22 protein-coding genes are annotated in these 22,715 nt (G+C 73.0%); 12 read left to right on the top strand and 10 right to left on the bottom strand.

Going from position 1 to position 22,715, the window contains the following annotated elements:
• Positions 1-89: 89 nt before the first annotated feature.
• The 4 genes from C1N81_RS07720 to C1N81_RS07735 all read right to left on the bottom strand — a co-directional run bounded on the left by C1N81_RS07720 (position 90) and on the right by C1N81_RS07735 (position 4,379).
• Positions 90-2,270 carry a SpoIIE family protein phosphatase gene (locus C1N81_RS07720; RefSeq protein WP_394427954.1) on the bottom strand — a complete coding sequence of 727 codons (2,181 nt, stop codon included), beginning with the start codon at positions 2,268-2,270 and terminating at the stop codon, positions 90-92.
• A complete protein-coding gene (locus C1N81_RS07725) occupies positions 2,263-2,730 on the bottom strand; it encodes an STAS domain-containing protein (protein WP_394427955.1) in 468 nt (155 codons plus the stop codon). Before C1N81_RS07725 ends, C1N81_RS07720 begins: the two co-directional genes overlap by 8 nt.
• A gap of 167 nt (positions 2,731-2,897) precedes the next feature.
• Positions 2,898-3,593: a GAF and ANTAR domain-containing protein gene (locus C1N81_RS07730; protein ID WP_394427956.1), complete on the bottom strand. Its 696-nt coding sequence runs from the start codon at positions 3,591-3,593 to the stop codon at positions 2,898-2,900.
• 51 nt (positions 3,594-3,644) lie between these two features.
• A complete protein-coding gene (locus C1N81_RS07735) occupies positions 3,645-4,379 on the bottom strand; it encodes a GAF and ANTAR domain-containing protein (protein ID WP_394427957.1) in 735 nt (244 codons plus the stop codon).
• Positions 4,380-4,766: 387 nt separating this feature from the next.
• On the opposite strand from C1N81_RS07735, the gene C1N81_RS07740 reads away from it, so the two are divergent.
• Positions 4,767-5,546 carry an SDR family oxidoreductase gene (locus C1N81_RS07740; protein ID WP_394427958.1) on the top strand — a complete coding sequence of 260 codons (780 nt, stop codon included), beginning with the start codon at positions 4,767-4,769 and terminating at the stop codon, positions 5,544-5,546.
• A gap of 30 nt (positions 5,547-5,576) precedes the next feature.
• On the opposite strand, the gene C1N81_RS07745 is transcribed toward C1N81_RS07740, so the two are convergent.
• On the bottom strand, positions 5,577-6,158 hold the full coding sequence (locus tag C1N81_RS07745) for a TetR/AcrR family transcriptional regulator (RefSeq protein WP_394427959.1): 582 nt from the start codon (positions 6,156-6,158) through the stop codon (positions 5,577-5,579).
• An 85-nt stretch (positions 6,159-6,243) separates the two neighbouring features.
• Between C1N81_RS07745 and C1N81_RS07750 the strand changes: the two genes are divergently transcribed.
• Together C1N81_RS07750 and C1N81_RS07755 are read left to right on the top strand one after the other, a co-directional pair.
• Positions 6,244-7,149 (top strand): alpha/beta fold hydrolase, encoded by a 906-nt coding sequence (locus C1N81_RS07750; protein WP_394427960.1) that lies wholly within the window; start codon positions 6,244-6,246, stop codon positions 7,147-7,149.
• Positions 7,150-7,314: 165 nt separating this feature from the next.
• The gene (locus tag C1N81_RS07755; RefSeq protein ID WP_394427961.1) at positions 7,315-8,181 is read left to right on the top strand and encodes a LysR family transcriptional regulator; all 867 of its coding nucleotides are present in this window, start codon (positions 7,315-7,317) and stop codon (positions 8,179-8,181) included.
• A 19-nt stretch (positions 8,182-8,200) separates the two neighbouring features.
• On the opposite strand, the gene C1N81_RS07760 is transcribed toward C1N81_RS07755, so the two are convergent.
• Both C1N81_RS07760 and C1N81_RS07765 read right to left on the bottom strand, forming a co-directional pair.
• Positions 8,201-8,971 carry an SDR family oxidoreductase gene (locus C1N81_RS07760; protein WP_394427962.1) on the bottom strand — a complete coding sequence of 257 codons (771 nt, stop codon included), beginning with the start codon at positions 8,969-8,971 and terminating at the stop codon, positions 8,201-8,203.
• 174 nt (positions 8,972-9,145) lie between these two features.
• Positions 9,146-9,514, bottom strand: coding sequence for an STAS domain-containing protein (locus tag C1N81_RS07765; protein ID WP_394427963.1), 369 nt, complete (start codon positions 9,512-9,514; stop codon positions 9,146-9,148).
• A gap of 353 nt (positions 9,515-9,867) precedes the next feature.
• Here C1N81_RS07765 and C1N81_RS07770 point away from each other — a divergent pair, with 353 nt between their 5' ends.
• Together C1N81_RS07770 and C1N81_RS07775 are read left to right on the top strand one after the other, a co-directional pair.
• Entirely contained in the window at positions 9,868-14,043 is a 4,176-nt protein-coding gene (locus C1N81_RS07770) for a SpoIIE family protein phosphatase (protein WP_394427964.1), read from the top strand.
• Positions 14,043-14,339: an STAS domain-containing protein gene (locus C1N81_RS07775; RefSeq protein ID WP_394427965.1), complete on the top strand. Its 297-nt coding sequence runs from the start codon at positions 14,043-14,045 to the stop codon at positions 14,337-14,339. Before C1N81_RS07770 ends, C1N81_RS07775 begins: the two co-directional genes overlap by 1 nt.
• A 55-nt stretch (positions 14,340-14,394) precedes the next feature.
• Here the strand turns inward: C1N81_RS07775 and C1N81_RS07780 are convergent, their stop codons facing one another.
• The 3 genes from C1N81_RS07780 to C1N81_RS07790 form a co-directional block, all read right to left on the bottom strand.
• On the bottom strand, positions 14,395-14,793 hold the full coding sequence (locus C1N81_RS07780) for a VOC family protein (RefSeq protein ID WP_394427966.1): 399 nt from the start codon (positions 14,791-14,793) through the stop codon (positions 14,395-14,397).
• A gap of 75 nt (positions 14,794-14,868) precedes the next feature.
• Positions 14,869-15,363: an ATP-binding protein gene (locus C1N81_RS07785; protein ID WP_394427967.1), complete on the bottom strand. Its 495-nt coding sequence runs from the start codon at positions 15,361-15,363 to the stop codon at positions 14,869-14,871.
• The gene (locus C1N81_RS07790) at positions 15,353-15,658 is read right to left on the bottom strand and encodes an STAS domain-containing protein (protein ID WP_394427968.1); all 306 of its coding nucleotides are present in this window, start codon (positions 15,656-15,658) and stop codon (positions 15,353-15,355) included. Before C1N81_RS07790 ends, C1N81_RS07785 begins: the two co-directional genes overlap by 11 nt.
• Positions 15,659-15,986: 328 nt before the next feature.
• Here C1N81_RS07790 and C1N81_RS07795 point away from each other — a divergent pair, with 328 nt between their 5' ends.
• From C1N81_RS07795 to C1N81_RS07825, 7 genes are all read left to right on the top strand, one after another.
• A complete protein-coding gene (locus tag C1N81_RS07795) occupies positions 15,987-16,421 on the top strand; it encodes a hypothetical protein (protein WP_394427969.1) in 435 nt (144 codons plus the stop codon).
• An 85-nt stretch (positions 16,422-16,506) separates the two neighbouring features.
• Complete coding sequence (locus C1N81_RS07800; RefSeq protein WP_394427970.1) at positions 16,507-17,163, top strand: class F sortase; 657 nt, start codon at positions 16,507-16,509, stop codon at positions 17,161-17,163.
• A 91-nt stretch (positions 17,164-17,254) separates the two neighbouring features.
• Positions 17,255-18,571 (top strand): NAD(P)/FAD-dependent oxidoreductase, encoded by a 1,317-nt coding sequence (locus C1N81_RS07805; RefSeq protein ID WP_394437795.1) that lies wholly within the window; start codon positions 17,255-17,257, stop codon positions 18,569-18,571.
• Positions 18,568-19,320, top strand: coding sequence for a DUF1365 domain-containing protein (locus C1N81_RS07810; RefSeq protein ID WP_394427971.1), 753 nt, complete (start codon positions 18,568-18,570; stop codon positions 19,318-19,320). Before C1N81_RS07805 ends, C1N81_RS07810 begins: the two co-directional genes overlap by 4 nt.
• Positions 19,317-20,600, top strand: a complete 1,284-nt coding sequence (locus C1N81_RS07815) for a class I SAM-dependent methyltransferase (RefSeq protein ID WP_394427972.1) — start codon at positions 19,317-19,319, stop codon at positions 20,598-20,600. Before C1N81_RS07810 ends, C1N81_RS07815 begins: the two co-directional genes overlap by 4 nt.
• The gene (locus C1N81_RS07820) at positions 20,597-21,910 is read left to right on the top strand and encodes a class I SAM-dependent methyltransferase (RefSeq protein ID WP_394427973.1); all 1,314 of its coding nucleotides are present in this window, start codon (positions 20,597-20,599) and stop codon (positions 21,908-21,910) included. The genes C1N81_RS07815 and C1N81_RS07820 overlap by 4 nt, the downstream gene beginning before the upstream one ends.
• Positions 21,907-22,707: a DUF1295 domain-containing protein gene (locus C1N81_RS07825; protein ID WP_394427974.1), complete on the top strand. Its 801-nt coding sequence runs from the start codon at positions 21,907-21,909 to the stop codon at positions 22,705-22,707. Before C1N81_RS07820 ends, C1N81_RS07825 begins: the two co-directional genes overlap by 4 nt.
• Positions 22,708-22,715: the final 8 nt, after the last annotated feature.

The following is a 22,715-nucleotide window of genomic DNA, read 5'->3' on the forward strand; positions in this document are numbered from 1 at the left end:
AGACGACCGTGCCCGCTGGTGGGACTACTGGTGGGGCTGCACCCCCGAGCGGGCCCTGCGCGCCGTGCGCCTCCTGCGCGCCGTGCTGGTCAGTCGCGGCGCGGCAGCTCTTGCGTGGCGGTGAGGACGAGTGCCGCCTGGTCGTCGTCGACGTCGTGGCCACCGGTGAAGGCACGGACCGCCCGCGTGAGGGTGTCGATGACGTCCTGCGCCGAGTGCGGGGCGCCCAGGGCGGCGCCGAGGGTCTCCGCGAGACGCTCCTCGCCGAACTGGTCGCGGTCGTCGTCGCGGGCCTCGGTGATGCCGTCGGTGTAGAGCAGCAGGCTCTCGCCCGGCTTGAGGTGCAGGTGGCACAAGGGCAGTTCGGGGTCGGCGGCGATCCCGAGGAGGGCGCCCTGGCTCTGCAACGGGTGGGCGGCGCCGCGTCCGTCGATGACCAGGGGCAGGGTGTGTCCGGCGCGGACCAAGGTGATGTCGAGCCCGCCCCCGGCCGTCGGGGTGAGGTGTCCGTACACGAGGGTGACGAAGCCGGTGCCGTGGGTGTGGGGGCGTTCCAGGAGAGCCCGGTTGACGGCGTCGACGACCATGTCGGGGCCGGGCAGGAGCGGGGCGACGGCGCGGGCGGTGTGGCGCACCAGCGCGGTGGTGGTGGCGGCGTGGGCTCCGCGCCCGCACACGTCGCCGAGCATGAAGGCCCAGCGGCCGTCGGCCAGCGGGAAGACGTCGTAGAAGTCGCCGCCGATGTCGAGTCCTTCACCGGCGGGGTGGTAGTAGACGGCGGCCTCCGCGCCGGGCAGGGCGGGGACCTGGGCGAGCAGGAGACCGGCCTGCAGATCGCGGGCGAGCGCGGCGCGCTGCGTGTACTGGCGGGCGTTGAAGGCGGCGGACGAGGCCCTGCGGGCGAGCTCCTCGGTCAGGGCGACGGTGTGGCCGTCGAAGGAGTGCTCGCCGGTGGACAGCAGGGTCAGCGTGCCGAAGACACTGTCCCGGTCGGTCAGGGGGACGCACAGGTAGCCGGTGACGCCGAGGTCCTGCCAGGGGCCGGGGCCGGTCGGGGCGCGGCGGGCGACCTCGCTCAGACCGGTGCCGAGGACCCGGGCGACGGCGTCGTCGGCGGCGTCGTAGACGGGGATGTGCGCGGCGAGCAGCCCCTCCTGCCGGCGGGTGGCCGCGACGGTGGCGATCCGCCTGACGCGGCCGCCCTCGACGATGTCGACGGCGGCCAGGGGAGCCAGCGTCGGTGCGCACATCTCCGCCAGCCGCTCCAGGGTCTGAGCGTAGTCGAGGCGGGAGGTCAGGACGGTGCTGGCCTTCAGCAGGAAGGCCAGGTCGTCCCGGGCGGCCTTCTCCCGCGCCTCGGCCGCCAGACGGGCCTGCTCGGCCTCGTGGCGTTCGATGGCCAGCGCGGCGGTGCCGGCGAACACGCGGGCCAGGGCCAGGTCGGAGGGTTGCGGACTGCGGGGCGTGCGGTGGTACATCGCGAAGGTGCCGAGCAGGGAGCCGTCGCGGGCGAGGATCGGGGTGGACCAGCAGGCCGCCACCCCGGCGCGGTCGGCCAGATCACGGAAGTCGTCCCAGAACGGGTCGGTGGCGATGTCGCTGACGATGACCGCCTCCCGGCGGTGCGCCGCCGTGCCGCAGGAGCCGACGCCTTCACCGGTGGCGATGCCGTCGATCGCCTCGTTGTAGAACGCCGGGAGGCTGGGAGCGGCGCCGTGGCGCAGGTGGCGTCCGTCGGCGTCGGCGAGCAGGACGGAGACCAGGACCTCCTCGGGGGTGAGGTCCTCGATGACACGGGCCATGCCCGCCAGTACGTCGGTCAGCGGGGCCTGCCGGGCGATCTGTTCGAGGAGCGCCCCGTGCTCGGCGGTCAGCCGCCGCGCGTGCTCGATCTGGGTGGTCTCCACCCCGAGGACCCGGACCCCGGACACGATGCCGCCGGCGTCCGTGCGGGGCTCGTAGGTGAAGTCGAAGAAGCCCTCCCGCACGGTGGGGCCCGTGCCGAGCATGACCCGGGCGTCGCGGGCGGTGTAGGGCTTGCCTGTGCGGTAGACCCGGTCCAGGAGGGTGAGGAAGCCCTGCCCGGCCAGTTCGGGCATCAGCTGCGCGAGCGGCAGCCCCGTACGGGCCCGCTCGCCCCGGCCGATCGCCGTGAAGAAGGAGTCGTTGGCCGCCTCCACGAGGTGGGCGGGGCCCGTGAGGGACGCGAAGATGACGGAGGACCGGCCGAACAGGGCGTGCAGTCCCTTCGTCTCGTCGTCCTCAGACATCGGACCGGCGCCGTACCTCGCGGTCGGGAAAGGCTGCCTGTTCGGTACGTGGGTCATCGCCCTGCCGCCTCTCGCTCTCCGCTCGCGCCCCGGACACTCCGTCCCCGGCAGGTACCCCGAGTACGCCGCCACCTGCACCGAGTGCCTGGTGAACTGTCTCATGCACGGAAATGGCCTGGTCCAGGCCCGTGAGCCGGAAGATTCGCGCCACCGACGCGGGCGCGGCCGCCAGCCGCAGCACGCCTCCGTGCGCCTGCAGCCGCTGATAGATCACGATCAGGCAGCTGATCCCGGTGGAGTCGCAGAACTCCAGCCCGGTGCAGTCGGCCACCACCGACGACGGCGGCTCCGCCGCGCCGAGCAGCCCGTCGGCCGCCTCCCGCAGCTGGACGGCGCTGTCGAAGTCCAGCACCCCGCGCAGGGCGAGCACACACGCCCGCTCGTCCAGCCTGACATCCACCGAGAACACCCTCAGCCGCCTCCACATCCGTGCCACGGGTACCACTCGATGATAAGGACGGCGGGCGGGGAGCCACGCTCCGGCCGCAGGTCAGCCCCGGTCCCATGAGTGCGGACGGCCGCCGTCCCCGGGCCCGCACGCCCAGCGCCCGTCGTGCGGAAGGTGCGTCAGCCGGGGTCCAGGTGCAGACGGCCGGTGACCACGTCGTGGGCGGTCTCGCGCAGCGGCCTCCCGTGCGCCCAGGCGTGCGAGCGCAGTCGCAGCAGGGCCTGGTCGATGGGGATGCCGAGGTCGACGGAGGTGATGCCGGCGGCCTGATGCACCTCCGCCCGCAGCAGGTCGGGCGAGCCCGCACCGGTGTCGGTGAGGTGGCCGGTGGTGTGCAGGAGGGGATGGATGAGGGCGTGGGCGAGGGTGGTGAGGGTGGTCAGCCGGTCGGGGGTGAAGGGGCCGGGCGAGGTGCGGTAGGCGGTCAGCACGGCGGGGACGATGACGCCCAGGCGGACGGGGAGCGCGGCGACGGCGCGGGCGGTGGAGACGGCGGGGGCGGCCTCGGCCAGGGCGGGCCACCGGACGGCGGTGTGCAGGTCGGGCGCGGTGACCGGGCGGCGGGCGCGGGCGGCGTCCAGAGTGGGGCCTTCGCCGAGGGTGTACTGCAGGTCCTCCAGCGGGAGCCCGATCCGGTCCTCGGGATCGCCCCACAGCGGTTCGCACGCGCCCAGGGCGGAGATGAGGCTGAGGGTCAGGGAGTCCACGTGGGTGTGGTGGGCCAGGGCGCGGGCGGAGAACGCGGACAGGTCATGTCCGGTACGGGCGGCCCGGCGCATGCGCCTCAGCAGGTCGGCGAGGTCACGTCCGTCCATGGCCGGCCCCCCACCAGGGTGGGAGGTGTCGGGCGGGCACGGCCGGCCGCCTCAGCCGCCCTGCCCTAGCAGGGCGTCCGGGAGGTCGCCGCCCGCGATCCGGGTGGCGAGGACGGTCAGACGCTGCCGGCTGGAGCGGGCATGGGCGCGCAGCAGTGCGAACGCCTCGTCCATGGGGACCTGAAGGCGGGCGGCGAGGACACCTTTGGCCTGTTCGATGACGATCCGGCTGTCCAGGGCGGTCTGCAACTGGCGGATGGTCTCCTCCCGGCCGACGACGTCCCGGCGGTGGGTCAGGGCGAGCGCGGCGGCGTCCGCGAGGACCTGCACCAGCCGAAGGTCCCGCTCCTGGGGCAGGGGCGGGCCGGTGCTGATCAGGTTGAGCGCGCCCAGCATCAGCTCGGGGGTGTGCAGGGGCAGCGCCGCCACGGCGGTGATCGAGGCGGCCAGCGCGCGGGGCGCGAAGCGTGGCCAGCGGGCAGCGGCCTCCTCGCTGTCCAGCGAGGTCACCGGCAACGGGTCGTGGCTGCGGGCGCTGTCCAGGCACGGCCCCTCGTCCAGGTCGAGCTGCTCCTGCTCGAAGCGGCGGCACAGCTCGTCGGAAGCGGTCAGATAGGCCACGTCACCGGCGTCGTCCAGCACCGTGATCCCGGCCCGCACGGGGACGAACGCCGCCGCGTAGGCGGTCAGGTCGTGCAGAAGTTCCAGCACGTCGAGATCCGGCGGGCGGCTCATCAGATCGAGTACCGCCCGGCACATGTCCAGTTCACGCGTGGTGACCGTCATGACCTGACCTGCCTCCGCCCCCGGGAGGGGGCTGTGTGTCGCTGGAGCGCGGGGTCAGGGCGGAATCCGGCGGAACGGTCCGACCCGGCTCGATGCGCGCCGCGACAGGCGGGTTCACGCCATCGCTCACGCTACTCCTCGCGCGGAGGGCTGGACAGCCGGACGCGAACACGCCTCGTCGTGCGCCGAGTTGGTCGGCGAGCCCCGCCACGGTGTCGGGCCACGGCGGAAGCCCGCGCCCCGACCGCGCCGGCGCCGCCAGAACGGGGGCAAGGCGGCGCACGGGCCGCTGCCCGACGTACACGGTGCGGCACACCGGCCCACGACCGGCCGGATCGGACCGTCGTCGCGAACTACTCTGGCCCACTCGACGACAGGGGAGGGTGCATGACCGGGGTGGGCAGGCTCGACGGCAGGAGAGCGCTGGTTCTCGGCGGGGGCGGGGAGGGCATCGGGCGCGCCATCGTCCGCGCCTACGCCGCGGCGGGGGCGCGGGTGGCCGTGGCCGACGTGGACGCCGGGCGGGCGGCCGAGGCGGCGGAGGAGGTACGGGCGGCCGGACACACCGCCCATGCGCTGAGCGGCGACGTCCGCGTCCGCGAACAGCTCGACGACCTGATCACGGACGCGGCCGGACGACTCGGCGGCCTGGACATTCTGGTGACCGTGGTCGGCGGGCAGATGGCCTTCGTCCCCGCGGTCAGGCTCCACGAGATGCGGGACGAGGACTGGGAGACCGTCTACGACCTGAACCTGCGCTACGTGGCCCGCGCGGTACGGCGCGTACTGCGCCTGTTCCTCGAGCAGAAAACCGGCGGGAGCATCGTCGGTGTCGGGTCGGTCACCGGCTTCATGGCCGCGCCGAAGCAGGCCGCGTACGGCGCCGCGAAGGCCGGGCTCACCAGTCTGGCGCGCACCGTCGCCGCCGAGTACGCGGCCGATGGCATCCGGATGAACATCGTCGCCGGCGGAGCCATCAGCTCGGGGGTCAACAGCGGTCAGGCTGGAGGTGAATGGGTGCCGGAGATTCCAGTGGGCCGCTACGGCACGCCGGAGGAAATGGCCGCGGCGGCCGTCTACCTGGCCTCCGACGAGGCGCGTTACGTCACCGGGCAGCAGATGGTGCTCGACGGAGGGGTATCCGTGCGCGGCCCGTTCCCCGAGTGACCGTCGGCGGGGTTCCGACTCAACCAGGGGTCAGGTGAGCGTTCGGGCGAGGCCGTCGAGGGTTATGTCCACGATGGCGCGCAAGTCCTTGGCGCTCGTTCCGGCTCTGCTCATGACGGCGAGGGACTGGTTCACGGCCGCGAGGTGGGTGGCGAGGGCGTCGGCCGTGTCGTCGTGCGGCCGGGCGGTCCGGAGGGCGGCGCGCAGGCGGGTGTGCTGGAGGCCGATCGCCTCCCGCGCACGCGCCGCGACATCCGCGCTCAGCACCGGGGCCGCCATGACGGTCTGGGCGACGAGGCATCCGTCGGGCACGCCGGGGTCCGCGAGGCGTTCCAGGGTGACGTCGAAGAACGCCCGGGCGGCCGCCAGGGGCCGGTCGGCGGCGCCGAACAGCGCGGCGTCGTACTTGTCTCCGTAGCGCATGGTGTAGCGCTCCAGGCAGAGCAGGAAGAGCGCGTCCTTGTCGCCGAAGGAGGAGTAGAGGGAGCTGCGGTTCAGTCCGGTCGCCCGGGACAGGTCGCCCACCGACGTGTCGGCGTAGCCGGCGCGCCAGAACTGGAGCATTGCGGCGTCGAGCGCCGTGGCGATGTCGAACTGCTTCTTGCCTGCCATGGCACCATCATCCCATCTTGAAACGCTCGGTTCAAGATGGGTTAGGGTGCGGGCATACCGCACACCGGACCAGTGGAGAAACACCATGGACAACCCTGTCCGCGACCTGCCACTCCCCCACCTCGACGGCTTCACCCACCGATGGCTCGACACGGGCGGCGCCCGCGTGCACGCGGTCGAGGGCGGACGCCCGGACGGCCCGGCCGTCGTGCTCCTCGCCGGATTCCCGCAGACCTGGTGGGCGTGGCACAAGGTGATGCCGCAGCTGGCCGACCGGTTCCGCGTCATCGCGATCGACCTGCCGGGCCAGGGCCACTCGGAGCGCCCGGACATCAGCTACGACACGCACACGGTCGCCGCGCACGTCCACGCCGCCGTCGAGGCGCTCGGAGTCTCGGCATACTGGCTGGCGGCCCACGACATCGGCGCCTGGGTCGCCTTCTCCCTCGCCCTGCCCCACCAAAACCAGTTGCACGGCGTGGCACTGCTCGACGCCGGAATCCCGGGCATCACCCTCCCCGACGCGGTTCCGACCGACCCCGAACAGGCCTGGAAGACCTGGCACTTCGCCTTCCACCTCGTGCCCGACCTGCCCGAGACGCTCCTCACCGGACGCGAACGGGAGTACGTCGGCTGGTTCCTCAAGGCCAAGTCCTTCTCCCCCACCACCTTCGACGCCGCCGACATCGAGCGGTACGCCGCGTCCGTGGCCGCCGACGGCGGTCTCCGCGCGTCCCTGGCCTACTACCGGGACGCCGCCGAATCGGCGCGGAAGAACCACGAAGCGCTGGAACGACAGCGCCTCACGGTCCCGGTCCTCGGGATCTCCGGCAGCCATGGCTCCATCCCCGACATGGCGGCTTCCCTGCGGCCATGGGCGGAGCACGTCACCGGCGTCGTCGTCGCGGACGCGGGGCATTTCATCCCGGACGAACAGCCCGGCGCCGTGGCCACCGCGCTCGGCGCCTTCCTCACCACCGGCAACGCCTGAGACCGGGTCGGGTGGGCAGGCGCCGGAGCCGTCGCGGTCCCGGAGTTGGAGCCGTGTGCCGTTGGCGATGCCTTTCACCCGCCGAGGACCCGCCCGCGTCGCCGGTATCCTCGCGTCGCCGGGGCCGACGCGGTCCCGCGTGTCCACGGAAGGGGACGGCGACCGATGAGCCTTCGCCAGTTCGAGTACGCCCTGGCCGTGGCCGAGGCCGGTTCCGTGACCGCGGCGGCGCAGCTGCTGCGTGTCGCGCAACCGTCGATGTCCCAGCAGATCCGCGGCCTTGAGCGGGAACTCGGGGTGGAGCTGTTCGACCGCACGCCGACCGGCCTGGTCCCCACCACGGTCGGCCGCGCGTTCCTGCGGGAGGCGGAAGTCGCGGTGACCGCGGCGCGCAGGGCCAGGGAGACGGCGAAGGCGGGCGCCGACGACACGGCGGGCGAGCTGGTCGTGGCGGTGCAGATGGGCTATGGCGCCCGTCAGCTGCCGGGCGCCCTGAGCGCGCTGCGCCGGCGCTTCCCGCACCTGGAGGTCACCGTCTTCGAGGAGCCGAGCTCCGCCGAGCTGGACCGGCTGTGCCGGCGGGGCACGCTGGACCTCGCGCTGATGGCGGCGTGCGAGCGGACCCCCGCCGACGCCCACCACCTCGGCGAGGAGAAGTTCGTCGTGGTGCTGGGCGCCGATGACCCGCGGCTCGCGGCGGACCGGGTCGAGCTGCGGGACCTGGCGGGCGAGCCGTGGGTGCGGTTCGACCGGGACAGCGCGCTCGACACCGTCCTCGTCTCCGCGCTGCGGGACAACGGCCTGACGCCGGCCACCGCCGCCCGCACCTCCCGGACCTCGACGGCCGTCCGCTGGGCCGCGGACGGGCTCGGCGCCACGCTCGTCCCGGCCTCCGCGGTGCCCGCGGGGCACGAGCATCTCGTTCGCCCGGTCCTCCCGGTCGTGTCCCAGCCGGTCATCGCCGTACTCCGCAATGGCACGAGCCCGGCGAAAACCGCTCTGCTCGAACTTTTGCGCAACGAGAATTGGTGACGGACCCGAATTCACCCTTTCACGGTCGGGAGAATTCTCCGCCGTCCACCACCATATTGGTCCCGGTCAGCCAGCCCGCCCGGTCGGACACGAGGAACAGCACCGCGTCCGCGATGTCGTCGGGTGCGCCCTCGCGGCCCAGCGGCGGGGTGTTGGCGGCCTGACCCGGGCCCGGGTCCAGGAGCGCCCACTCCTTGCGGGTGGCTTCGCCGCCGGGCGTGGCGGTCCTGCCGGGTGACACGGTGTTGACCCGGATGCCGTGCGGCGCCAGTTCGGCGGCGAGGCCGCGGCTGTAGTTCTCCAGGGCCGCCTTGGCCGCCGTGTAGTGCAGGAACGGGGGCGGCACGGCGGGCACCGCGGCCGAGGACACGTGCACGATCACGCCCGCGCCCTGGTCCCGCATGGCAGGGGCGAGAAGCGCGTTGAGCCGTACCGCCGAGAGGAAGTTCAGCTCCAGCGCGTCCTGCCAGACCTCGTCGGTCATGGACAGGGCGCTGTCGTAGGGCTGTGCGCCGCCCGCGTTGTGGATCACGAAGTCGACCCCGCCGAGCGTCTCCCGCACGGCCGTGGCGATCGACTCCGCCCCGGCCCTGGTGCGGACGTCGGCCGCCACGAAGGCCGCCCCCTGCGGTCCTGTGTGCGTCGCCGATCTGGCGGTGGTGAGCACCTCGGCGCCGGCGTCGAGGAGCCGGTGCACGATGGCCGCTCCGATGCCGCGCGTTCCGCCGGTGACCAGAGCGCGCTTCCCCTTGAATTCCCGCGTCCGCGTATTGCTGTCCATCGCGTTCATTGCGTTGTCCCTCTCGAACTCTCCGGCTTTTCGCCCGCGCCGGGAAGGTGTCTTCCCGGCGGGCTCGATCACCGTAGGTCCGGTAAATATGGAGAGGCAAAGACGAAATTGCAGCAGGGGATAGAGGAGATGCCTATAACGCGTCCGCAGGGTCCTGGTGTCAGGACTCTGGTGTCAGGACTCGGCGGAGGTGTGCAGGGTCGCGATGGCCCGCTCGACGGTGGGCTGGAAGGTGAAGATCTGATCGAGCCCGACGATCTGGAGTACGCGCATGAGGTCGTCCCGCACCGCGGCGAGGATCAGCGGGGTGCCGGTCTCCCGGGAGCGGTTGAAGGCACCGACGAACACCGTGATGCCGGTGGAGTCGCAGTAGGTGAGGCCGGCGAGATCCATGACCACGGGGCTGTCAGGGGTGAAGGGTGTCTGGTGCAGGACCTGCGTGACTTCCGGGGCGGTGTGGTGATCGAGTTCGCCGTCCACGGTCAGCACGACGACCCCCGAGGGGTCCGTGCGTCGGGTGGCGGTCAAGGTGCGGTCGGTCACCTTTTCTCCTGTGGGGACGCTGAGGGGCGGGTGGGACGGACAGAGCGGGCAGCGAGCGGCACGGTGTCGTCGCTGTCTCCAGTGCCCAGTTCGATGCGAAGTGTGTATGACATGGCCGGCAGGCTCTCGGCGTCCGTCGCTGGGTCGCCGTCATGCGCTGCCTTCCGCCCGGTGCCGTCTGCTGTGACTGCCGCCTTCAGGGGCACGGCCGTCTCATCCTACGACCCGAGCCGAATAGGCCCCTTGGCGGGCGCAGGAAATCGTCTCTACTGGGCATGCGGCTTTGACGGCACAATGGAGCGCGGCCCGCGGGCGCAATACGCCAGGGCCGGGGGCTGAGGAAAGGGTGTTCAGTGACACGTGCGGACGACGGCGAGCTGACCGTGCCGTCGAGGGCCGGGGACGACATTTTCGCGGCGGAGGAAAGGGTCGGCAAGGATCTGTCCCGGGTGGACTGGTCGGCGACCCCCCTCGGGGAGCCGGACAGCTGGCCGCAGAGCCTCAGGACGGCGGTGAGCATTCTGCTGTCGTCGAAGTTCGCCATGTGGATGGCATGGGGTCCGGAGCTGACGTTCTTCTGCAACGACGCGTACCGCCGCAATACTTTGGGGCAGAAATACCCGTGGGCGCTGGGCAGGCCGTCCAGCGAGGTGTGGGCGGAGATCTGGGACGACATCGGGCCCCGGATCGACACCGTGCTGACCACGGGCGAGTCGACGTGGGACGAGGCGCTGCTGCTGTTCCTCAAGCGCTCGGGCTATGTCGAGGAGAGTTACCACACCTTCTCCTACAGCCCGCTGCGTGACGACGGCGGCGCCGTGGTCGGCATGTTGTGCGTGGTGAGCGAGGACACCGAGCGGGTCATCGGTGAGCGCCGTATGGCCACGTTGCGGGATCTGGGGTCCGATCCGAGCGTGGTCCGCACCGAGCAGGAGATGCTCGACTTCGCCGGTGAGCAGCTCGGCCGCAACCCGCACGATCTGCCCTTCACCCTGACCTATCTGTTCGGGGACGACGGCGGCGCCGCCCTTGCCGCGACGAGCGGCCTGCCGGCCGGTCACCCCGCCGCGCTCGAACTCCTCCCGGCGGGCGCCGGGACGCCGTGGCCGGCCGCCGCCGCGGCCCGCGGGGAGTCCGCCGACGTCTCCCTCGACGGGCCGCCGTTCGCCGACCTTCCGTCCGGGCCGTGGGCCAAGGCGCCCGCCGAGGCGATGGTGGTGCCCTTGCTGCAGCAGGGCGGGGCACCGTACGGGTTCATGGTGGCCGGCCTGAACCGCTACCGGGCGCTCGACGGGGACTACCGCGGCTTCGTGGAACTGGTCGCCGGGCACGTGGCCACGGGGATCGCCAGTGCCCGCAGCTACCAGGCCCAGCAGCGCCGGGCCGAGGAACTCGCGGAGCTGGACCGGGCGAAGACGACGTTCTTCTCCAACATCAGCCACGAGTTCCGCACCCCCCTCACCCTGATCATGGGGCCGCTCGAAGGGCTGCAGGACGAACTCGCCGACGCCGCTCCGCGGGTACGCGCCGAGCTGGAGGTCATCCACCGCAACGGGCTGCGCCTCGGCAAGCTGGTCAACACCCTCCTCGACTTCTCCCGCATCGAGGCGGGGCGGATGCAGGCGAGCTATGAGCCGGTCGAACTGGCCACGGTCACCGGCGAGCTGGCCAGTGTGTTCCGTTCCGCCATCGACAAGGCCGGGCTCGACTTCGAGGTCGAGTGCGCACCGCTGCCCGACTCCGTCTACGTCGACCGGGGCATGTGGGAGAAGATCGTCCTCAACCTCCTCAGCAATGCCCTGAAGTTCACCTTCGACGGCTCGATCCGCGTCACCGTACGGGCCGAGGGCCCCGAGGCCGTGGTGGACGTCCATGACACCGGGATCGGCGTCGCCGCCGAGGAGATGCCGCGCCTCTTCGAGCGGTTCCACCGCATAGAGAACGCCCGCTCCCGCTCCAACGAGGGCAGCGGCATCGGGCTCGCCCTGGTGAAGGAGCTGGTCACCCTGCACGGCGGCACCATCACCGCCGACAGCACCGAGGGCCGGGGCACCTGCTTCTCCATCCGCCTGCCCTTCGGCCACGCCCACCTTCCCGCCGACGCGGTGCGCCCCGCCGACGGCGGGGACCCGGCGGTTCTCGCCGCCGACCCGTTCGTGCAGGAAGCCCTGCGCTGGCTCCCGGACAAGGAGGCCGACGCGTCGCCCACCGGCGACGGGCACCAGGCCGCCTCCGCCGGTGCGGCGCCGCCCGCCGGCGCGCCGACGGCCGCCCTGGCCCGGATCCTGGTCGCCGACGACAACGCCGACATGCGCGAGTACCTCAGCCGGCTGCTGCGCGACGCCGGCTACGAGGTCCACACCGTCGACGACGGCCGCCAGGCCCTCGACAGCATCCGGGACGACGCCCCCGACCTGGTGGTCAGCGACGTCATGATGCCCCACCTGGACGGGCTCAGCCTCGTCGGTCTGCTGCGCAGCGATCAGCGGACCGCGTCCGTGCCGGTGCTGCTGCTGTCCGCGCGGGCCGGGCAGGAGGCGTCGATCGAGGGGCTGCAGGCGGGCGCCGACGACTACCTCGTCAAACCGTTCGCAGCGGCCGAGTTCCTCGCACGGGTGCGTACCAACGTCGAGATGGCGCGGCTGCGCAACCACCACGCCCGCTGGCGCACCGCGCTGGTCGACTCCCTCCAGGAGGCCTTCTTCGTCTGCGACGAGGCAGGCGCCGTCATCGAGATCAACACGGCGTTCACCACCATCCTCGGCTACGACACCGACAACCTTCCCTACCAGCCGATCCACCCCTGGTGGCCCGACGCGGCCACGGACCCCGAGGCGCACCGGCAGGTCGCCGAGGCCTTCTCGACCCTGCTCGACCAGACCCGGGGCAGCTACACCATCCCCGTCACCCACCGGGACGGCCACCGTCTGTGGGTCACGGCCACGTTCAACCAGGTCCAGGACCCGGACTCCGGGCGCTCCGTCGTGGTCGGCACCTTCCGTGACGTGAGCGCCGAGCACTACGCCATCCAGCGCGAGATGGCCCTGGCGGCCCTGAGCACGTCCCTGTCGCGGGCCACCTGTCTCTCCGAGGCGGTGAGCGGCGCCCTCACCGAGCTCAGGGAGCTGTGGCGGGCCGAGCGCGTCACCGCCGCCGTCTTCGAGCGCGGCGACCAGCCCGCCCTCACCTCCACGGACCCCGCCCTCACCTGGCAGCGGCTGCCCGAGGAGCGCCGGCAGGCACTGGCCGACCTGCGCCATCAGGCCCCGCTCACCCCGACCCTCGCCCAGGGCGGCGCGGGCATCCTCCTCGAATACCCCGACGGGCCGCTCGCGCTGTGGATCGACCTCGGCGAGAACCGCCCGTTCACCGGCGAGGACCAGCTCCTGCTGTCCCTGCTGGCAGGGCACCTCGCCCAGGGCCTGGCCCGCGCCCACCAGATCGACCAGCAGCGCGAGACCGCCATCGCCCTGCAGCGCGCCATCCTCGGCCCGTCCCACCTGCCCGCCGGGTTCGCCGTCCGCTACGAGCCCGCCACCCAGCCGCTGGAGGTCGGCGGCGACTGGTACGACACGGTCACCCTTCCCGACAGCCGGATCGGCATCGTCGTCGGCGACTGTGTCGGGCGCGGTCTGGAGGCGGCCAGTGTGATGGGGCAGCTGCGCAGCGCCTGCCGCGCCCTGCTGCTGCAGGACGCCAGCCCCGCGCAGACCCTGATGGCCCTCGACCAGTTCGCGGCGGGTATCCCCGGGGCCATGTGCACCACGGTCTTCTGCGGCGTCCTCAACGCCGACACCGGGCACCTGACCTACTCCAGCGCGGGCCACCCGCCGGGCATCCTCGTCCGCCCCGACGGCACCACCCACCTCCTCGAGAGCGGCCGGTCCCTGCCCCTCGCCGTCCGGCCGGGCAATATGCGCCCTGAGGCCACCTGTACGATCCCGGCGCGCTCGACCCTGCTGCTCTACACCGACGGGCTCGTCGAGCGCCGCCGCCGTCCGCTCAGCGTCGGCATCACCCAGGCCGGTGAGGCGCTCCAGGACGGCCGCGACAGCGCGGTCGACGACCTCGCCACCGACGTCATGTCCCGGCTGGCTCCGGCCGACGGCTTCGACGACGACGTCGCCCTCCTCCTGTACCGGCACCCGGCACCGCTGGAGATGACCTTCCCCGCCGAATCGGCGCAGCTCGCGCCCGTCCGCAAAGCTCTGCGCGGCTGGCTCGAACAGTGTGAGCTGCCCCCGGCGACCGCGCAGAACATCCTGGTGGCCGCCGGGGAGGCCTGCGCCAACGCGATCGAGCACGGGCACCGCGACGCCCCCGGTGACGTCGTCCACTTCCGTGCCGAGGCGTTCGTCGACAATCTGCGTCTGACGGTCGCCGACACGGGGCAGTGGAAGACGCCCCAGCCCGAGCTCAACACCCACCGCGGTCGCGGTCTGCGGCTGATGCGTGCCCTGATGCAGCAGGTCACCGTCACCCCTGGACCGGCCGGGACCACCGTCGACATGCACACGAGGATCGCCTGATGACTACCCCTCTGACCCTCACACCCGGCCGGCGCCCCGACGGCACCGCCGCGTTGACCGCGGTGGGCGAGATCGACATGAGCAACGCCGGCGAGCTGGCCGCCGCGCTCGCGGGCACGTCCGGCGCTCTCGTCCTCGACCTGAGCGGTGTCGAGTACCTCGACAGCGCGGGCCTGAGCGTGCTCTTCCCCCACGCCGACCGCATCCAGCTGATCGCCAACTCCCTGCTGGCGCCGGTCCTGGCCATCTCCGGCCTGAGCGACCTCACCAGCGAGGCCGACCCTCCGGCGAAGTGACGGGTCACGCCATGGACACCTGAGCGCCCCGCGACGCACCCGCACCGCGGGGCGCTCAGGCGCCGGCGCGCAGCGCCAGCCACTCCTGCAGTTCGATCAGGTTTCCCTCCGGGTCCTCCAGGTAGGCGACCCGCATCCGGTCGCCCATCGGGCCCGGGGGCCGGAGGAACCGCGCGCCTCGCGCGGTGAGCGCCGCGTGGGTCGCGTCCAGGTCGTCCACGCGCAGCACCACGAGCGCCCGGTGACCTTCGCCCTCCGCTTCCAGCCGCTCCAGCACGCCCGCCATCTGCGCCCGGTCCTGCAGCGCGATCGCGGCGTGCCCGGTGTCGGGGCTGAGCTTGGCGTACGGGCCGCTCTCCGCCTCGGACCGCGGCTTCAGCCCGAGCACGTCCCGGTAGAAGCGGTAGACGGCGGGGAAGTCGGACACCAGCAGGCGTATCTGGGTGAGTTCCATGCCCGCATTCTTCCCGCCCGGCGGTCCGGAGAGGGCCGCCTCGGCGACACCGGACGGACGGCGCGGCGGTCCGCGTCAGCGCACGGGCAGATAGGCGGTGATGGTCTTCCCGGTGCCGTCGGAGTGCGCGTTCACCGAGACGCTCGCGGCGAGCTTGCGCACCAGCGCCCAGCCGAAACCGCCCGGTTCGGCCCGGTGCCCGCCGGGGGTGACCGGCAGGGCCGCGCTGCGGTCGCTCACCTCGATGAGGACACAGCCGCGCTCGTGCCACACCCGGAACGAGGTGAGGCCGCTGCCGTGGCGGCGTGCGTTGGAGACCAGCTCCGAGCAGATCAACTCCGCGTCGGCCACCCGCTGTTGCACCGCTTCCGGACTCTTCCCGGCCAGGGCCGCGCAGGCCAGGACCGTGTCGCGCACCTGTTCCCGCGCCTGTGCGCCGGACAGTTGCGGGGCGTCGTCGGCGGTGGACCGGGGCCGTTCGCGGTCGCCGCCGCGGCCCGGCCCCATCACGGTGACCACGTGTCGCTCGGAGCCCCGTCCGGGGGCCTGCACACCGTACTCACTCCGCATCCCCCTGATCCTCGTGGCCTTGCCCCGGGAGGTCCGTGAAGAGGTCCAGGGTCCCTGTCTCGGTCAGCAGGCGCCGCACGCCGACGCTGAACGGCCCGCGCACGACGAGCCGGCGCTGCCCGTCCTTCTGTGTCCGCCATGCTTCCAGCAATGCGTGCAGAAGCGTGGAGTCGGCGAAGCGCAGGCCCGCCACGTCGACGACCAACACCGCGGGAGCACCCGCCAGCGCCTTGGTCAAAGCCGCTGTCAGGGCAGGCTCGGTCTCCTCGTCGCAATCACCCGAGAGGGCGATCACCGACTGCTCCGGGCCTGGGTCACAACTGATTCGCACCGACGCTCGCACGGCGCCATTCTGTCATCGTCCGCCGACCGGTGACGCGACGGTCCCGCGCAGCCGCTTCCGTACCGGCGGGCGGCGCCCGTTCGGAGCAGGCGGTGCGGGTTCACCCGTTGGCAGCAGCCGCCCCGGGCTGGCCTGCGACGTTGCCGTCGGCAATGGGCCCTGGAGCGCCGGAACGCCCTCGGCGTGTCGCGCACCGCCCGAGTGAGCGGGTTTACCTCCAGCCATGAGCCCTTCATAGCGGCCTACGGTGTGCTGCGGGCTCTTCCCCTGGAGGAAGTACATGCGTTCGCTGAAGATAGCCACCGGCACCGCCCTCGCCAGCGCCGCCCTGCTGTTCGCCGCGCCGATGGCCTCGGCCTCCGACACCCAGTGCGACCCGGCCACCGCGGCCGCCCAGGAGGCGGAGACCGCCTACAAGTCCGCGCTCGCCGACTACCAGAAGCAGATCGACGACGGCGGTCACCCCGGCACGGCCGAGAAGGACAACGTCGACCAGCTCAAGCAGAAGGCCGACTCCGCCGCCTCCGAGGCGCAGCGCATCTGCGGCGACACCGTCATGAACCCCACCCAGAAGCCGACCGGCGCGATGCACACCGGCACCGGCTCCGGCGACCTGTTCGGCACCCCCGCCCTGGCCGCCGCCGGCACGCTCGCCGTCACCGCCGCCGCGGGTGTCTACCTGCGCCGCCGCACCGCCTCCGGCCGCCGGCACTGACCACCGGCCCGGGTGACCGGGTGCCGCCCGGGGCTGGCTCCCCGGGCGACACCCGCCCCGACGACAGATCCCGGGAGGGCGGGCCGTGGCCCCGCAACGCACAGCAAGGACGAAGACCCGGGCCGCAGGCTGCGTCTGGGCGCTGCTCCTCGTCGGCAGCGCGGCCGTCGCCTTCGGCTTCACCGGTATCGAGCAGAGCCAGGAGCCGCCCCAGCCGCCGCAGCGCCACAGTCAGCGCACGACGGCCGCCGCCCCGGCCGCGCAGCCGCTGCCGGCGTCACGGCCCATCCGGGTACGGATCCCGGATCTCCGCGTCGACGCCCCGCTGACCGGTCTGAGCCTCACCGCCGACGGCCGCCTCGAAGCGCCGCCCGAGGACGACCCGAAGCTCGCCGGCTGGTGGAGTCGGGGCCCCTCCCCCGGCGGCCAGGGCACCGCCATCATCGCCGGACACGTCGACCTGCCCTCCGGCCGCGCCGTCTTCTACGACCTCGGCACCCTGGAGCCCGGCATGCACATCGACGTGCCCCGAGAGGACGGGGTGACCGCACGCTTCACCGTCGACGCCATCGACGTCTACGACGCCGCCGACTACCCCGACGACAAGGTGTACGCCGACACCGGCCGCCCGGAACTGCGCCTCATCACCTGCGGCGGCGGCTACGACCACCGGCGCGGGCAGTACAACGGCAACGTCGTCGTCAGCGCCCATCTCACCGGGCGGGGCCCGCTCGCGAAATAACTGATCATCCGCCGCCAATCCGCCCCCCGACCTGCTCCGGATTACAGCCGTGGCCCCGTTCGGGGCCGGGCGAGGAGGAGCGGAGATGGACATGGGGGCGGCGAGCACGTCGCGGGCGGCCGAAGGGCTCGGGGGCGGCGGGGAGCGCGGGCTGCGACGCACCGCGGTGATCGGCAGCGGGGTGGCGGGGCTGACCGCCGCCTACGTGCTGGCCCGCGCGCGGCACGTCACGCTCTACGAGGCCGACGACCGGCTCGGCGGACACGCCCACACCCACGAGCTGGCGTCGCCCGACGGCGGAACGCACCGCGTCGACTCCGGCTTCATCGTGCACAACCGCCGCACCTACCCCACCCTCCTACGGCTCTTCGACGAACTCGGCGTCGCCACGCAGGAGTCGGAGATGAGCATGTCGGTGCGGTGCGAGGGCTGCGGCCTTGAGTACGCGGGCGCGCGCGGCCCCGCCGGACTGTTCGCCCAGCCCTCCCGCGCGCTGCGCGGGAACTACCTGCGGCTCCTCGCCCAGGTGCCCGTCTTCCACCAGGCCGCGCGACGGGTCCTGGCCCGGGGCGGCGAGGAGGACCTCACCCTGGGCGCGTTCCTCGACCGTGAGGGCTTCACCCCGTACTTCCGTACGCACTTCGTGACGCCGCTGGTGTCGGCCGTGTGGTCCTGCGACGCCGCGACCGCCCAGCGCTATCCGGCCGCCTACCTGTTCCGATTCCTGCACCACCACGGCATGCTCTCGGTCGGCGGGACACCGACCTGGCGCACCGTCACCGGCGGCTCCGGCACCTACGTCGAGCGGATAGCCCGCCACCTGCACACCGTGCGCGTCGCGACGCCCATCAGGGCCGTCCAGCGGGATCCGGACGGCGCCCGCCTCACCCTGGGGGACGGCACCACGCACACGTACGACTCGGTCGTCATCGCCACCCACCCCGACCAGGCCCTCGGTCTCCTCGCCGACGCCACACCGCGGGAGAAGGACGTACTCGGCGCGTTCACCTACTCGCGCAACACCACGCTGCTGCACACCGACACCCGGCAACTACCACGCGCCCGCGGCGCCCGCGCCTCCTGGAACTACCGGATGCCGTCCTGCACGGCGACCGCGGACCGGGTACAGGTCAGCTACGACATGAACCGGCTCCAGCGCATCACCGCACCGGAGACCTACGTGGTCACACTCGGCGGCGAGACACATGTCGACCCCGACCGGGTCCTGGCCCGCATGGTCTACGAACACCCCGTCTACACGCCCGAGTCGGTCGCCGCGCAGCAGCGCCTGCCGGAGCTGAACACAGCCGTCACCGCCTTCGCCGGGGCCTATCACGGCTGGGGCTTCCACGAGGACGGCTGCCGCTCGGGGGTCATGGCCGCCGAGGCTCTAGGGGTGCGCTGGTGAGCACCGCCCCCGCGCTCTACAGCGTCGCCATCGCCCACGTGCGCACCTCTCCGCGCCGCTACACCCTGCGCCATCACACCTACATGTGGCTGACCGACCCCGACCGTCCGCCCGAACTGCCCGCGCCGCTGCGGCCGCTGGCCCGGTTCGACGCCCGCGACCATTTCGACGGCGGGGCGCCGACCATCCGCGCCGGACTCGACGCCTTCCTCGCCCGCCACGGCGTCGACCTGGAGGGCGGCCACGTCGTGATGCTCACCCACGCCCGCGTGTTCGGCCACGTGTTCAACCCGCTCACCCTCTACTGGTGCCACGGCCCCGACGGCGCACCCCGCTGCACCGTCGCCGAGGTCCACAACACCTACGGGCAGCGCCACTGCTACCTCCTGCGCCCCGACAGCACCGGCCGGGCGGTCGTCGGCAAGGACTTCTACGTCTCGCCGTTCTTCCCGGTCGACGGCCGCTACCGGATGCGGCTGCCCGCGCCGGGCGACCGGGTCGACCTCACCGTCCACCTGGAGCGCGACGGCGGCAGGCCCTTCACCGCCACCGTGCGCGGCCCACGGCGCGACGTCCGCACCCGCACCCTGCTGCGCCTGGCCCTGCGCCGGCCGTGGTCCACGCTCGCCGTGTCCGCGGCCATCCGGCTGCACGGGATCCGCCTGTACCTGCGCGGGCTGCCCGTACAGCCCCGCCCGTCGCACCCCGACCCGCACCCCGACCCCAGGACCTCGGAGAACGTCTCATGACCACCCACGAACCCCACTGCGTCACCGCTCCCCCGGCCGTGCCGCCCCCCGCCACCGTGGATCCGGAGCGCTGGCCCGACGTCGCCGCCGTGCCGGCCGCCTCCCGCGTACGGGCGGCGGCTGCCGCCGCCGTCGTCCGCCGCGCGCTCGACCGGCTGCCGCTGCGCGTGCGGTACGCGGACGGGCCGGTACTGGGCCGGGGCGGACCGGCCCTGACCATCCACCGGCCCGACGCGTTCCACGCCCGCATCGGCACCCAGGGGCTCATCGGGTTCGGCGAGTCGTATCTCGCCGGGGAGTGGGACACCCCCGACCTGATCGGCGTCCTCACCGAACTCGCCGCCAACGCGGCCGACTTGGTGCCCGCGCCGCTGCAGAGGCTGCGCAAGCTGTGGGCGCCGCGCCAGCCGTCGGCGCGGCGCAACACCCCGGACGGTTCGCGGGCCAACATCAGCCACCACTACGACCTGTCCAACGACCTGTTCGCCCTCTTCCTCGACGAGACCCTCACCTATTCCTCCGCGCTCTTCCGCGCCCTGCCCGCCCGCTTCGACCTGCTCGCCGACGCCCAGCGCCGCAAGATCGACCGGCTGCTCGACCTCGCCGACGTGCACGACGGCAGCCGGGTCCTGGAGATCGGCACCGGATGGGGGGAACTGGCCATGCAGGCGGCCGCGCGGGGAGCACGGGTCACCTCGATCACCCTCTCCGCCGAACAGCGCGACCTCGCCCGCGCCCGCGCGGCGGCGGCCGGGCTCGACGACCGGATCACCATCGAGCTGTGCGACTACCGCGCTGTACAGGGCACGTACGACGCCGTCGTCAGCGTGGAGATGATCGAGGCCGTCGGTGCCGAGTTCTGGCCCACGTACTTCCGCACCCTGGAGGACCGTCTCGCACCGGGCGGCCGGGCCGCGCTCCAGGCCATCACCATGCCGCACGAGCGGATGCTGGCCAGCGCCGCCACCTACACCTGGATCCAGAAGTACATCTTCCCCGGCGGTCTGCTGCCCTCCACCGAGGCCGTCGCCGCGACCGTGCGCGACCACACCGGCCTCACGATCGCCCGCCGCGACGCCTACGGAGCCCACTACGCCGAGACGCTGCGGCTGTGGCGCGAACGCTTCACCGCACGCGCCGACGAGGTCGCCGCCCTCGGCTTCGACGAGACGTTCCGCCGCATGTGGACGTTCTATCTCGCCTACTCCGAAGCCGGATTCCGCTCCGGCTACCTCGACGTCCAGCAGTACCTGCTCACCAAGGAGAACCCCCAGCGATGAGTGCCCCCGCCTCCCCCCGCACCGGTGTCGCGCACCGGCTGGCCGCCCTCGCCGGGACCGCGCTCGGCGGCCCCCTCCCCGTCCGCCTGCGCGGCTGGGACGGCAGCGAGACCGGGCCGGCCGAAGGCCCCGTGGTCGTGGTGCGCTCCCGCCGGGCGCTGCGCCGCCTGCTGTGGCAGCCGGGCGAGCTGGGCCTGGCCCAGGCATACGTCACCGGCGAGATCGACGTCGAGGGCGACCTGGCCACGGGCCTGCGCGCCATGTGGGCGGCCGCCCGGGAAGGGGCCCTGTCCGCGCCCCGGCTGAGCCCCGCCGACCGGGCCCGGGCCGTCGCGACGGCCGTCCGCCTCGGCGCGGCCGGGCCCGCCCCGGCGCCGCCCGCCTCCCAGGCGCGGCTGCGCGGCGCCCTGCACACCAAGTCCCGGGACCGCGCCGCCATCAGCCACCACTACGACCTGTCGAACGACTTCTACCGGCTGCTCCTCGACGAGACCATGGCCTACTCCTGCGGCTACTGGGCCAGTGACAAGCCGGACTTCACCGCCGCGGACGCGCAGCGCGCCAAGCTGGAACTGATCTGCCGCAAGCTCGCCCTGACCCCCGGCTCCCGCCTCCTCGACATCGGCTGCGGCTGGGGCTCCCTCACCCTGTACGCGGCCGAGCACCACCGGGCGCAGGTCACCGCCGTGACCCTGGCGCGCGAACAGGCCGCCCACGTACGGGAACAGGTCCGCGCGCGGGGCCTGACCGAGCGGGTCGACGTGGTGTGCCAGGACTACCGGGACATCGCGGGCGGCGGCTACGACGCCATCGCCACCGTCGAGATGGGCGAACACGTCGGCGACGCCGAGTACCCGGCCTTCGCCCAGGCGCTGTACCGCCTGCTGCGGCCCGCGGGCCGGGTCCTCGTCCAGCAGATGTCCCGCGGGGCGACCGCTCCGGGCGGCGGCGCCTTCATCGAGGCGTACATCGCGCCCGACATGCACATGCGTCCCCTGGGCGACACCCTGGACCTCCTGGAGGGCGCGGGCCTCGAGGTGCGCTCGGCGGAAGGGATGCGCGAACACTACGTGCGTACGGTCGCCGCCTGGCACCGGACGCTGGAGGAGCGCTGGGCCGACGTCGTCGCGCTCGTCGGCGAGGAGCGGGCCCGGGTGTGGCGGCTGTACCTGGTCGGCGGCGCGCTGGCCTTCGAGGAGCGGCGCATGGGCGTCGACCAGATCCTCGCCACCCGGCCCACGACCGCCCCGGGCGGCGGCACACCGATGACACCGCACACCTGGTACGACGGCTTGGAGCAGCAGCGGTGAACGGCTTCCCCTGGGCCGGCTTCGCGGCCAACCTCGCCTGGTCGGCCGCCGCCGCGCTCGCCGTCCTGCTCACCACCTTCGCCGTGGCCGTGCGCAAGGGGGTGCACCGGATCGTCGACGTCGCCTGGGGGCTCGGGTTCGCCGCGGTCGCCGTCGTGTCCTGCCTCGCGTCGGCGGGGAGCGGCGACCCGGCGCGGCGGGCGCTGATCACCGTCCTGACCGCCGTGTGGGGCCTGCGCCTGGCCGTCCACATCGCCCGGCGCGGACGCGGGCACGGCGAGGACCCCCGCTACGAACGGCTCCTCGCCAAGGCCCCCGGGAACCGGAACCTCTACGCGTTGCGCATGGTCTACCTGTTGCAGGCGGCGCTCGTCTGGCTCGTGTCTCTGCCGGTGCAGGCCGCCGCCTACGTGCCGGGGCCGGTCACCGGTCTCGCCTGGGCGGGCACCGCCTTGTGGGCCGTCGGCCTCGCCTTCGAAGCGGTCGGTGACGCGCAGCTCGCCCGGTTCAAGGCGGACCCGGCGCACCGGGGCCGGATCATGGACCGCGGCCTGTGGCGCTACACCCGCCACCCCAACTACTTCGGCGACTTCTGCGTGTGGTGGGGTCTGTTCCTGATCGCCTGCGACGCGCTCCCCGCCGCCGCCGTCAGCGTCGTGTCGCCGGTGGTGATGACTCTGCTGCTGACGAAGGGCAGCGGCAAACGACTCCTCGAACAGCACATGGCCGACCGGCCGGGCTACGCCCAGTACGCGGCCCGCACCAGCGGCTTCTTCCCGCTGCCGCCCCGGCGATGACATCCGTG

It is taken from the genome of Streptomyces sp. SGAir0957 (genome assembly GCF_043523415.1).